11 protein-coding genes are annotated in these 12,436 nt (G+C 62.1%); 4 read left to right on the top strand and 7 right to left on the bottom strand.

Translation table 11 applies throughout. The features are described 5' to 3' along the window. The first annotated feature begins 39 nt into the window (after positions 1–39). Positions 40–201, top strand: a complete 162-nt coding sequence (locus tag QNH97_RS05055; RefSeq protein ID WP_283555877.1) for a hypothetical protein — start codon at positions 40–42, stop codon at positions 199–201. Positions 202–282: 81 nt separating this feature from the next. Here QNH97_RS05055 and guaA read toward each other — a convergent pair whose 3' ends face one another. From guaA to QNH97_RS05035, 4 genes are all read right to left on the bottom strand, one after another. Further along, positions 283–1,860 (bottom strand): glutamine-hydrolyzing GMP synthase, encoded by a 1,578-nt coding sequence (gene guaA, locus QNH97_RS05050; RefSeq protein WP_025212022.1) that lies wholly within the window; start codon positions 1,858–1,860, stop codon positions 283–285. Positions 1,861–1,939: 79 nt separating this feature from the next. Then, a complete protein-coding gene (gene guaB, locus QNH97_RS05045; RefSeq protein WP_283555876.1) occupies positions 1,940–3,409 on the bottom strand; it encodes an IMP dehydrogenase in 1,470 nt (489 codons plus the stop codon). A 265-nt stretch (positions 3,410–3,674) separates the two neighbouring features. Next, a complete protein-coding gene (locus QNH97_RS05040) occupies positions 3,675–4,223 on the bottom strand; it encodes a sugar ABC transporter ATPase (protein WP_123342625.1) in 549 nt (182 codons plus the stop codon). Between the two features lie 67 nt (positions 4,224–4,290). After that, positions 4,291–5,058 carry a sulfite exporter TauE/SafE family protein gene (locus tag QNH97_RS05035; protein WP_283555875.1) on the bottom strand — a complete coding sequence of 256 codons (768 nt, stop codon included), beginning with the start codon at positions 5,056–5,058 and terminating at the stop codon, positions 4,291–4,293. A 247-nt stretch (positions 5,059–5,305) separates the two neighbouring features. Here QNH97_RS05035 and xseA point away from each other — a divergent pair, with 247 nt between their 5' ends. From xseA to leuA, 3 genes are all read left to right on the top strand, one after another. After that, entirely contained in the window at positions 5,306–6,685 is a 1,380-nt protein-coding gene (xseA, locus tag QNH97_RS05030) for an exodeoxyribonuclease VII large subunit (RefSeq protein ID WP_283555874.1), read from the top strand. Positions 6,686–6,688: 3 nt separating this feature from the next. After that, positions 6,689–7,510 carry a peptidoglycan DD-metalloendopeptidase family protein gene (locus QNH97_RS05025; protein ID WP_283555873.1) on the top strand — a complete coding sequence of 274 codons (822 nt, stop codon included), beginning with the start codon at positions 6,689–6,691 and terminating at the stop codon, positions 7,508–7,510. Positions 7,511–7,964: 454 nt separating this feature from the next. Beyond that, positions 7,965–9,644 carry a 2-isopropylmalate synthase gene (leuA, locus tag QNH97_RS05020; protein WP_283555872.1) on the top strand — a complete coding sequence of 560 codons (1,680 nt, stop codon included), beginning with the start codon at positions 7,965–7,967 and terminating at the stop codon, positions 9,642–9,644. Between the two features lie 208 nt (positions 9,645–9,852). On the opposite strand, the gene QNH97_RS05015 is transcribed toward leuA, so the two are convergent. From QNH97_RS05015 to QNH97_RS05005, 3 genes are all read right to left on the bottom strand, one after another. After that, on the bottom strand, positions 9,853–10,275 hold the full coding sequence (locus QNH97_RS05015) for a hypothetical protein (RefSeq protein WP_283555871.1): 423 nt from the start codon (positions 10,273–10,275) through the stop codon (positions 9,853–9,855). 67 nt (positions 10,276–10,342) lie between these two features. Continuing rightward, positions 10,343–11,134 (bottom strand): amidohydrolase, encoded by a 792-nt coding sequence (locus tag QNH97_RS05010; RefSeq protein WP_283555870.1) that lies wholly within the window; start codon positions 11,132–11,134, stop codon positions 10,343–10,345. After that, positions 11,122–12,270 carry a pyridoxal phosphate-dependent aminotransferase gene (locus QNH97_RS05005; RefSeq protein ID WP_283555869.1) on the bottom strand — a complete coding sequence of 383 codons (1,149 nt, stop codon included), beginning with the start codon at positions 12,268–12,270 and terminating at the stop codon, positions 11,122–11,124. The genes QNH97_RS05010 and QNH97_RS05005 overlap by 13 nt, the downstream gene beginning before the upstream one ends. Positions 12,271–12,436: the final 166 nt, after the last annotated feature.

Here is a 12,436-nt window from a genome sequence, read left to right as displayed (position 1 = left end):
GGCTATGGCGTCAGGGGCCAGGGGCCAGGGGACCTGCCGATGCTCGGAAATCCGCATAAAACAAGCTTTCCCGAGGAGACTTTTACCGTCAAAGACGGTTTTGGCCTGGAAAGTGAACAGGAGGGTTTTAATCCGGCCTCCGGTTCTTACCGCCAGTTCTACCGCCAACCTGTTCTGCTGGCCGGCGATAGCCACCGATAGCTGAAGCGACGTATTTCCTTGTAAGTCAACACGTTACGTCAGGTTTTCGATGGCTGGCGATAATCCCCGAAGGACGTCAGTTCATTCCCACTCAATCGTCGCCGGCGGCTTGCTCGACACGTCGTAAGTCACGCGAGAAATACCTTCGATTTCATTGATGATCCGCCCGGAAACAGTTTCCAGCAGCTCGTACGGCAGGTGTGCCCAGCGAGCGGTCATGAAGTCGATGGTTTCCACGGCACGCAGGGCCACGACCCAGGCGTAGCGACGACCATCGCCGACCACGCCGACCGATTTCACCGGCTGGAACACCACGAAGGCCTGGCTGACCTTGTGGTACCAGTCGGCCTTGCGCAGTTCTTCGATGAAGATGTGGTCGGCGCGACGCAGCAGGTCGGCGTATTCCTTCTTCACTTCACCGAGGATCCGCACGCCCAGGCCTGGGCCCGGGAAGGGGTGGCGGTAGACCATGTCGTACGGTAGGCCCAGTTCAAGACCGAGGCGACGGACCTCGTCCTTGAACAGTTCGCGCAGCGGTTCGACCAGCTTGAGGTTCATTTCCTCTGGCAGGCCACCGACGTTGTGGTGGGACTTGATCACGTGGGCCTTGCCGCTCTTGGCGCCGGCCGACTCGATCACGTCGGGGTAGATGGTGCCCTGGGCCAGGTACTTGATGTTGTCCAGCTTGCAGGATTCGGCATCGAACACGTCGATGAAGGTGCGGCCGATGATCTTGCGTTTCTTCTCCGGGTCGGACTCGCCGGCCAGGTTGCCCAGGAACTGCTCCTCGGCGTTGGCGCGGATCACCTTGACGCCCATGTTCTCGGCGAACATGGCCATCACTTGCTCGCCTTCATGCAGACGCAGCAGGCCGTTGTCGACGAAGACGCAGGTCAGTTGATCGCCAATGGCCTTGTGCAGCAGCGCGGCGACCACCGAGGAGTCCACACCGCCGGACAGGCCCAGCAGCACGTTGTCGGTACCGACCTGGGCGCGCACCTGGGCGATGGCGTCTTCAGCGATTTTCGATGGGGTCCACAGGGCTTCGCACTCGCAGATGTCGAGGATGAAGCGCGACAGGATGCGGCCGCCCTGCTTGGTGTGGGTCACTTCAGGGTGGAACTGCACGCCGTAGTAACGGCGGTCATCGTTGAACATGCCGGCAATCGGGCAGCTCGGGGTGCTGGCCAGGATGTGGAAGTCTTCCGGCATCTTGGTGACCTTGTCACCGTGGCTCATCCACACGTCGAGGCCGAACAGGCCGTCAGCGTCGATGTGGTCTTCGATGCCGTCCAGCAGGCGGCTCTTGCCGACGACGTCGACACGGGCATAACCGAACTCACGCAGGTCGGAGCCTTCCACCTTGCCGCCCAGTTGCTCGGCCATGGTCTGCATGCCGTAGCAGATACCGAAGACGGGCACGCCCAGGTCGAACACGGCTTGCGGGCAGCGTGGGCTGTCGGCTTCGTGCACAGACTCGGGGCCGCCGGCGAGGATGACGCCTTTAGGCGCGAATTCGCGAATCGCTTCGTCATCCATGTCGAACGGATGCAATTCGCAGTACACGCCGATTTCACGCACGCGGCGGGCGATCAGCTGGGTGTACTGGGAACCGAAGTCGAGGATCAGGATGCGGTGAGCGTGAATGTCGAGGGCCATGACTCATTCTCATGTAGTGAATCAGAAACAACTCGGGGCTGAATGAACAGCCCCGGTGATTAACGTTTTGCGCAAGGACTTACCCTACTCGGTAGTTCGGCGCTTCCTTGGTGATCTGTACGTCGTGGACATGGGACTCGGCCATGCCGGCGCCGGTGATACGGACGAACTCCGGCTTGGTGCGCATCTCTTCGATGTCGGCGCTGCCGGTGTAGCCCATGGAAGAACGCAGGCCGCCCATCAGTTGATGGATGATGGCGCTCAGGGTGCCTTTGTACGGCACGCGACCTTCGATGCCTTCCGGCACCAGCTTCTCGGCACCCGCGGAGGAGTCCTGGAAGTAACGGTCGGAAGAGCCCTGGGCCTGGGACATGGCGCCCAGCGAGCCCATGCCGCGATAAGCCTTGTAGCTACGGCCCTGGAACAGTTCGATCTCGCCCGGTGCTTCTTCAGTACCGGCGAACATCGAGCCCATCATCACGCAGGAAGCACCGGCCACGATGGCCTTGGACAGGTCACCGGAGAAGCGGATGCCGCCGTCGGCAATCAACGGTACGCCGGTGCCTTCAAGGGCAGCGGCGACGTTGGCGATGGCGCTGATCTGAGGAACACCAACACCGGCAACGATGCGGGTGGTGCAGATCGAGCCTGGGCCGATACCGACCTTGACGGCGTCGGCGCCGGCTTCGGCCAAGGCCTTGGCGGCGGCACCGGTGGCGATGTTGCCGCCGATCACCTGCACGTCAGGGAAGTTCTGCTTGACCCAGCGAACGCGGTCGATCACGCCTTTGGAATGACCGTGGGCGGTATCGACCACCACCACGTCGACGCCGGCATTGACCAGGGCCGCAACGCGGTCACCGGTGTCCTTGCCGGTGCCGACCGCAGCGCCTACACGCAGACGACCCTGGTCGTCCTTGCTGGCCAGCGGGTAAGCCTTGGCTTTTTCGATGTCGTTGACGGTCATCATGCCCTTGAGGGCGAACTTGTCGTCGACGATCAGCACGCGCTCGATGCGGTGCTTGTGCAGTAATTCGCGGACCTCGTCCTTGTTGGTGCCTTCCTTGACCGTGACCAGGCGCTCTTTAGGCGTCATCACTTGGCGGACGGTGGCATCCAGGCGATTCTCGAAACGCACGTCGCGGGAGGTGACGATGCCGACCAGGTCGCCATCGTGCAGTACCGGGACGCCGGAGATATTGTGCATGCGGGTCAGTTCGAACAGATCGCGAACCGTGGCGTCAGCCTCGATGGTGATCGGGTCCTTGACCACGCCAGCCTCGAACCGCTTGACCTTGCGCACTTCGGCGGCCTGCTGTTCGATGGTCATGTTCTTGTGGATGATCCCGATACCGCCTTCCTGGGCCATGGCAATGGCCAGACGGGCTTCGGTCACGGTGTCCATGGCGGCGGAAACCAGCGGGATATTCAGTTCGATGCCACGGGTGAGACGGGTTTTGAGACTGACTTCGTTAGGCAGTACCTCGGAATAACCGGGCACTAGGAGAATGTCGTCGAAGGTCAGAGCTTCTTGGCTGATACGCAGCATCGCGGGGGCTCCCGAGCGGGAAAATGGAAGCGCGCCATTATACTCATGGACCCCGTCTGGCTCAATGTAAAACTCTGTCTATTATTGGCGGGCTGATTGACGGGTCAAAACCACCACACTCTCATACAACACAGAACCCCTGTGGCGAGGGAGCTTGCTCCCGCTGGACGCGCCAGCGTCCCCTTGCGATGTCATGGCTGGAAATAGGGGGCCGCCGCAGCCCAGCGGGAGCAAGCTCCCTCGCCACGGGGGCTTGTGCGCCTATCTACAACTCCACCCTCACCCAACTCACCGGCAGATCCAGCCAATCGGCGAATTCATCGAGAAAGTCCTGCTTGAACCCGGCCTCGAGCCAGTTGTTGAAGATGAACCCCAGGTTCGAAAAGCCGCAGGGCTGCAGGAACAGGAAGCCGTTGATGTCATCTTCGTGCCCACACTCGGGGCAGGTGAAGTTGTCGGTGCGGGCCGGCATCCAGTCTTCCAGGCTTTCGAACAGCGCCTCGCCGACCTCCTTACGGCACTCGGCGCACCCCGCTTCTTCGAGAAAGCCCTTGGCCGGCGTATAGATGCAGCGCTTGGTGATGATCTCCAGGCCATTGATCGCTTCGCCGAACGGCAAGGCCTCGGGATGCAAGACCACTGCCCGCGCGCCAGGGGCGATGGCGTGGGCCATGCGATTGCCGGTGCGCCCGCAGGTGGTCAGTTGTTCTTCGACGATGTTCTTGCGCACCAGCCAGCGCACGATGGCCCGGGCCCGAGGCTCGTGGACCGGCAAAGTGGAAATTTTCGGGACGATGATGCTTTGCGAATTCATGGCGAGCCTGGATCTTCCCGTGCAGGGGCTGTTGATGGCCGGCAGCTTAATCCCTGGCCGAGCCAGGTCAAGCACTCAGGTAACGGCCGATCAATGCGATGCCACTGGCGAGCACCAGCCAGGTCACCAGGCGCACGAACGTCTCGCGTGACATTCGCAGGGTCAGGCGACGGCCCACCCACAGCCCCAGCGCCATGGCCGGCAACAAACACAGCGCCAGTACCAACAAGGGTAGCTCGGCATACACCCCCGCGACAGCGAACAAGCTCAGGCGCACCACGGTACTGCAACTGATCAGCGCGCTTTGGGTGGCGCGGGCTGCTTCCTTGGACAAGCGACTGTTCAAGTAGATGGCATATAAAAAGCCGCCACTGCCAAACAATGCGCCGAACATCCCGCCCACCGTGCCCATCGGGAACGCCCACAACGCCGACAACTGCGCCGGCCGTCTTTTTATCAACAGGCTGTAGATCGCATAGCTGCAGATGAACAGCCCCATCAACAGCAACAACAGGTCGGACTTGAGGTTGAGCAGGAAAATCACCCCTAGGGTGCAGCCCACCGCCATGCACGGCAGCAATCGCAACAGCTCAGGCCGGGAGACGTCCCGGCGCGATGGCAAAAGGTTGCCGAAGGCCGCGACAAAATCGAGCAAGACCAGCAACGGAATGATTTTCGACAGTGGCATGAACAACAGCAGGATGGGGGCGGCCACCAACGCCGTGCCGAACCCGGCGATGCCGAACACGATGTAGGCCAGGGCGATGGCCAGGCCGATCACCAGCCATTCCGTAGGCGCAAATGCCCACTGGCCCAGCCAAGACAGAAGATTCATCCGGCACTTCCTTGATGAGGCGAGCAGGGACTTTAGCCAGATGTGTCAGGGCATATCCAGCATTTGTGGTGACAGGCCTATCGCTATCGCGAGCAAGCTCGCTCCCACAATGTGATCCCTGGTGTTCACAAATCTTGCAACCAGCCAAGATCCCTGTGGGAGCGAGCTTGCTCGCGATGAAGGCAACTCGGTCCGATTTGTTTCCACACATGGAGATTCACCGGCGAATGCCCTTATCATGCCGCCCATGATTAAAGATCCCTTTGCCCGACTGGGCCTGGACCGCGAGGTCCTGACTGTCAGCCAGCTCAACGGCCGTGCGCGGGTGTTGCTCGAAGACGTGTTCAGCAACATCTGGGTCGAGGGCGAAATCTCCAACCTTGCCCGCCCGGCCTCCGGCCACGTGTACTTCACCCTCAAGGACAGCGGCGCCCAGGTGCGTTGCGCGCTGTTCCGGCAGAACGCCGCCCGAGTGCGCCAAGCATTGAAGGACGGGCTGGCGGTGAAGGTACGCGGCAAGGTTTCGCTGTTCGAGGGCCGTGGCGATTATCAACTGATCCTCGACACCGTGGAGCCGGCCGGCGATGGCGCCCTGCGCCTGGCCTTCGATGCCTTGAAGGAAAAGCTCAGCGCCGAGGGCCTGTTCAGCGCCGAGCGCAAAGTACCGCTGCCGGCCCACCCACAACGCATCGGCATCATCAGCTCGCCCACCGGCGCGGTGATCCGCGACATCATCAGCGTCTTCCGCCGCCGCGCACCGCAGATCGCCCTGACCCTGATCCCCACCGCCGTGCAGGGTCGCGAAGCCACCGCGCAGATCGTCCGCGCCCTGAAGCTGGCGGACGCCCGGGGTTTCGATGCGCTGATCCTGGCCCGGGGCGGCGGTTCGCTGGAAGACTTGTGGTGCTTCAACGAAGAAGCCGTGGCCCGGGCGGTGGACGCCTGCGTCACGCCTATCGTCAGCGCCGTGGGTCATGAAACCGACGTGTCCATCAGCGATTTCGTCGCCGACGTGCGCGCCCCGACCCCGTCTGCCGCCGCCGAGCTGCTGGCTCCGGATGCCGGCGACCTGGTGCGCCGGGTCGAAAGCCTGCACCGCCGGCTGGTGATGCGTATGCGCGACCGCCTGATGCGCGATCAGCTGCGCCTCGAAGGCCTCACCCGGCGCCTGCGCCACCCCGGCGAACGCCTGCGTCAGCAAGCCCAACGCCTTGACGATCTGGACATGCGCCTGCGCCGGGCCTTCGAGCGCAGCCTCAATACCCGCCGCGAACGCCTGATCCGCCTGGAAACCCGCCTGGCAGGGCAACATCCGGGCCGGCATCTGGCGTTGCTGCGCCAGCGCCTGGACAGCCTGGCCGAACGCCTGCCGCGAGCCATGCGCGAAGGCTTGAAAGCCCGACGCGTGCAGCTGCACAACCAGATGCAGACGCTGCACATCGTCAGCCCCCTGGCGACCCTCGGCCGGGGCTACAGCATCTTGCTGGACGAACGTGGCCATGCAATCCGCAACGCCGGACAAACACAGACCGGCCAACGCCTGACCGCCCGACTCGGCGAAGGCGAACTGCTGGTGCGGGTCGAAGACAATCACCTGACGCCGGTCACCCTTTCTTTACTGGATTGATTCATGCCGCGATATCTCGCCCCACTGCTGTTGCTGTGCCTGACCTTCAACGCCCACGCCGACAGTTACATCACTCGCCTGTTGAACAAACCGGTTCCCGGCGGCGTAGCCGTGGTAGACCTGGGCAGTGCGGCCCAGGCACCGAAGGCCAGTTACCAGGGCAAGCCGGTGCTGGTGGTCAAGGAACAGAACAACTGGCTGGCGATTGTCGGCATTCCGCTGACAGTCCAACCCGGCACTCAAAAGATCAGCAGTGGCGGCGGCACCCAGCCGTTCGTGGTGGGCTATAAAAAGTACCCCGAGCAACACATCACCCTGAAGAACAAACGCCAGGTCAACCCGAACCCGGCGGACCTCAAGCGCATCGAGGCCGAGTTGGCCGTGCAACTGAAGGCCTACCGCAGCTTCAGCCCGAACATCCCCAGCAACCTGCTGCTGGACAAACCGGTCAACGGCCCGCTATCGAGCAAGTTCGGCGTGCGCCGCTTCTTCAACGGCGAGGAACGCAACCCTCACGCCGGCCTGGACTTCGCCGTGCCCGCCGGCACGCCGATCAAGACCCCGGCCGCCGGCAAGGTGATCCTCACCGGCAATTACTTCTTCAATGGCAACACCGTGTTTGTCGACCACGGCCAAGGCTTCATCAGCATGTTCTGCCACATGTCGAAGATCGACGTGAAAGTCGGCCAGCAACTGGCCCGGGGCACGGTGGTGGGCAAGGTCGGCGCCACAGGTCGGGCGACCGGCCCGCACATGCACTGGAACATCAGCCTGAATGATGCGCGGGTGGATCCGGCGATTTTCATTGGGGCGTTCCAGCCCTGAGATTTTTACTGGGGCTACTGGCTTCTTCGCGAGCAGGCTCGCTCCCACATGGGTATTTCGGCGTTCTGAAAAACGCGGCTGTACCTGTGGGAGCGAGCTTGCTCGCGATGACGGCAACAGCATCACCCCATCCCCATGGATTGCCGAACTCCAAATATCGACGCAATAAAACTACAATTCCCCCAGTAACACGCGATTAAATCTCGAAAACTCTTCCAAAAACAGAACTTATCTCAATTTTTTCCGACTGCTTGCGATCCTCCCCTCGCCCGGTTAGGGTTGAGGCATGAAAACCTCTCACACCCTCATCCAGCTTCGCCAGCACCGCAGCCTGTGCCTCGTCAGCGCACGACTGCCGGGCTGAATCGCGGCACCTCGTCCCGGCTCTGAAGCCACCCCCATTCGAACCACCGGCAGGCCGCCTTTTTCCGGCCACGACAATAAGGATTCCCTGATGAGCATGCTCAAAGACCCGTCTTCCAAATACCGCGCCTTCCCGACCATCAACCTGCCGGATCGCACCTGGCCGTCGAAGACCATCACTGCCGCGCCGATCTGGTGCAGTTCCGACCTGCGTGATGGCAACCAGTCGCTGATCGAGCCAATGGACGCTGTGAAGAAGCTGCGCTTCTGGAAAACCCTCGTGGCCGTGGGCGTCAAGGAAATCGAAGCATCGTTCCCGGCGGCTTCGCAGACCGATTTCGACTTCGTGCGCACCCTGATCGAAGAAGGCCACATCCCGGACGACACCACCATCCAGGTGCTGACCCAGGCCCGTGAAGACCTGATCGCCCGCACGTTCGAATCCCTGCGCGGCGCGAAAAAAGCCATCGTCCACCTGTATAACGCCACCTGCCCATCGTTCCGCCGCATCGTGTTCAACCAGGACAAGGAAGGCGTGAAGGAAATCGCGGTGAACGCGGCCAAGCTGTTCGTCAAATACGCGGCGCAGCAGCCGGAAACCCAATGGCAGTTCGAATACTCGCCAGAAACCTTCAGCGCCACTGAGCTGGAGTTCGCCAAGGAAGTCTGCGACGCAGTGATCGAAGTCTGGAACCCGACGCCTGAGCGCAAGGTGATCCTCAACCTGCCGGCGACCGTGGAAGTCGCCACTCCGAACATCTACGCCGACCAGATCGAGTGGTTCCATCGCAACATCACCCGCCGTGACAGCGTGCTCATCAGCCTGCATACCCACAACGACCGCGGCACCGGCGTGGCCGCCACCGAACTGGGCCTGATGGCTGGCGCCGACCGTGTCGAAGGTTGCCTGTTCGGCAACGGCGAACGCACCGGTAACGTCGACCTGGTGACCGTGGCGCTGAACCTCTACACCCAGGGCATCCACCCCGGGCTGGACTTCTCCGACATCGACGGCGTGCGCAAAGTGGTCGAAGAGTGCAACCAGATCCCGGTGCACCCGCGTCACCCGTATGTGGGCGACCTGGTTCACACGGCGTTCTCCGGTTCGCACCAGGACGCGATTCGCAAGGGCTTCGCCCAGCAGAAATCAGACGGTCTGTGGGAAGTTCCATACCTGCCGATCGACCCGGCCGACATCGGCCGCAGCTACGAGGCGGTGATTCGCGTCAACAGCCAGTCCGGCAAGGGCGGTATCGCCTACCTGTTGGAGCAGGAGTACGGCATCAGCCTGCCACGCCGCATGCAGATCGAATTCAGCCAGGTGGTCCAGCGCGAAACCGATCGCCTCGGCCTGGAAATGACCGCCCAGCAGATCCACAGCCTGCTGCAGCGCGAATACCTGCAAGCCAACACCCCGTACGCGCTGGTCAGCCATCGCCTGCAGGAAGAAAACGGCAACAGTGCCGTGGAAGTGGAAGTCGCGAGCAAGGGCCAGGGCGAAACCAACCTGCACTGGCGCGGCAAGGGCAACGGCGCGCTGGAAGCCCTGGTGGCCGGCCTGCCGATTCCGGTGGAGATCATGGACTACAACGAACACGCCATCGGTGCGGGCACCAACGCCAAGGCAGCGGCGTATATCGAACTGCGGGTCAACGGTGAACGTGCGGTGCACGGCGTGGGCATTGATGAAAACATCACCACTGCCAGCTTCAAGGCACTGTTCAGTGCGCTGAACCGCTCGCTGAGCCAGCCGGAAGCCAAGGCGGCCTGATCCACAGCTGAAATGCAAAAGGCCCTGGGGTGTGATCCCCGGGGCCTTTTTGTTTGGCGGATGGTTTTGTACTGACTGTTCTGGCCTCATCGCGAGCAAGCTCGCTCCCACACTGGATCTTCAGTGGGTCCGAAATCCTGTGACCACACCTCAGCCCCCTGTGGGAGCGAGCTTGCTCGCGATAGCGGCCTGTCAGGCAATACAAGTCTCAGGCATGGATATCGACAGAAACGGTCATGGCCAGCAACAACGACGCCCGCAAGGTTTGCAGCATCCCCTGGGTACCCATGATCTGGGTCTGGATGGCCATGGCCTGCTGGGCCTTCTGCTCTTCGTTGGCCTGGCTCTTCTGCACACGGGCCAATTGGGCTTGCTGCTGGGCCAGCAGTTTTTCGGCCTGCTCGATCTGCTTTTTCAGTTGTTCGATGATGTCCCCGCCGCCACTGGAAGGAGCACCGGCGACATTCGCACCGCTGGTATCCACACTTAGCTTGCTGTCCTTGTCCTTATCGCCGCTGGCGTCAGTCGGCGCTACAGCAATGGTTTCTTTCTCTTCAGCGGCCCCTTTGATCGAGACTTTAGGCGCCGAAAGCGGGTACGGGTTGACGGTGGTTGCGCTGATAGTGGTCATGAGCATTCTCCTTGGCTGACCATTTATCGGCACGCAACACCGTTGCTGAAGGGCTGAAACGTTTCAATTAGATGAATTCGAAGCTATCGGCATCCAGGTTCGCGGGAAACCGCGTGCGATACGCCGCCAGGTCCGCCGCGCTCAAGCACACCGTGAATACCCCGTCTGCCTCGCCGGCACTGAGCAAGGTTTCGCCCTGGAAATCCAGCACCTGACTGTCACCGGTATAAGCGAAGCCCTTGCCGTCCGTGCCGATGCGGTTCACCGCCGCGACGTAGCACAGGTTCTCGATGGCTCGGGCCGGCAGCAACCGGTTCCAATGCTGGCGCCGGGCCCCCGGCCAGTTGGCGGTGTACAGCAACAGGTCGGTGTCCTCGGCGTCGCGGCTCCAGACCGGGAAGCGCAGGTCGTAGCAAATCAGCGGACGAATGCGCCAGCCCTTGAGTTCGAACAACACCTGGCGCTCGCCCGGCGTGTAATGGTTGTGCTCCCCCGCCATGCGAAACAGATGACGCTTGTCGTAATGCAGCACCTCACCGTCCGGGCGCGCCCAGAGCAGACGATTGCGATGGCTGCCGTCCGCCGCCTGGATGATCACACTGCCGGTGATGACCGCGTCCAGCTTCGCCGCCTGGGCCTTGAGCCACTTGTGCGACGGTCCGTATTCCGGCTCCGCCAGGGCCTCGGACTCCATGGAAAACCCGGTGGTGAACATTTCCGGCAGGATGATCAGGTCCGCCCCACGCGCCTGCTCCAGCAGGCCTTCGAAGTGCGCCAGGTTGGCCTGGCGGTCGTGCCAGGCCAGGGTGGTCTGGACCAACGCGACATTGAGGTTGGGCAACACACTCAGATCACGCATAGTTTTTCCGCCGCTTCGCGCAGCGTCTCCTCGCGTTTGGCAAAACACAGGCGCACCAGGCGCTGGCCTTCGGGCTGGCTCTGGTAGAACACCGAGACCGGGATCGTCGCCACGCCGTGCTCACGGGTCATCCAGACGGCCATGTCGACGTCATTCAAGTCCGGGCGAATTTGCGAGTAATCCACCAACTGGAAATAGGTGCCGGCCACCCGTTTGAAACTGAACCGCGAGGGGGTCAACAGATCGCAGAACAAGTCGCGCTTGGCCTGGTAGAAGTCCGGCAATTCTTCGACATGCTCCGGATGCTCGGCCATGTAGTCGGCCAACGCGTACTGCAGCGGCGTCACGCCGCAGAAGCTGACGTATTGATGCACCTTGCGCAGCTCCGCCGTCAGGGCCGGTGGCGCCACGACATAGCCGGTTTTCCAGCCGGTGACGTGGTAGGTCTTGCCGAACGAACTGACCACGAAGGCCCGTCGGTACAGCTCTTCATGGGCCAACACGCTGGCGTGGGAAACGCCGTCGAACACCAGGTGTTCGTAGACCTCGTCGCTGATCAGGTAAATGTCGCGGTCACGAATCAACGCCGCCAACTGATCCAGCTCGGCACGACTGATGAGGGCGCCGCTGGGATTGTGGGGACTGTTGAGGATGATCATCCGCGTGCGTGGGCTGAGGGCTTCGCCGAGCTTCTGGAAGTCGATGGCGAAGTCATCCAGGCCCAATTGCACATGCACACAGCGCCCACCGGCCAGTTGCACCGCCGGCTCGTAGCTGTCATAGCAAGGGTCGAACACGATCACTTCGTCGCCGCTATGAACCACGGCGGCAATGGCACAGAAAATCGCCTGGGTCGCCCCGGGTGTGACGGTGACTTCTTGGTCGGCATCGACGCCGACGCCGTAACTGCGGGCGATCTTCGCCGCGATCTGCTGGCGCAGGGCCGGCAAACCGGTCATGGGCGAATATTGGTTATGGCCTTGGGCGATATGCCGGCCAACCGCATCGCGCAGGGCCTGCGGACCATCGAAATCGGGAAACCCCTGGGACAGATTGAGCGCGCCGGTCTGCGCCGCGAGCTGGGACATCTGGGTAAAGATAGTGATGCCGACATTCGGCAACTTGCTGGTGATCATCGGGGGTTCCCTGGGTCTGCACCCGGCTCAGGTGCGGCGCGGGAGAGGTCGAGGATAGCCCAATCGCCGGGCATGAAAAAGGGTGCCGCGGTGGGCACCCTTTTTATGTCGCCGAACAACCGTGGCGAGGGAGCTTGCTCCCGCTGGGCTGCGCAGCAGCCCCCTG

This window comes from Pseudomonas sp. G2-4 (genome assembly GCF_030064125.1).
Lineage (GTDB): Bacteria > Pseudomonadota > Gammaproteobacteria > Pseudomonadales > Pseudomonadaceae > Aquipseudomonas.
This window is presented reverse-complemented; position numbering and strand designations above follow the sequence as displayed.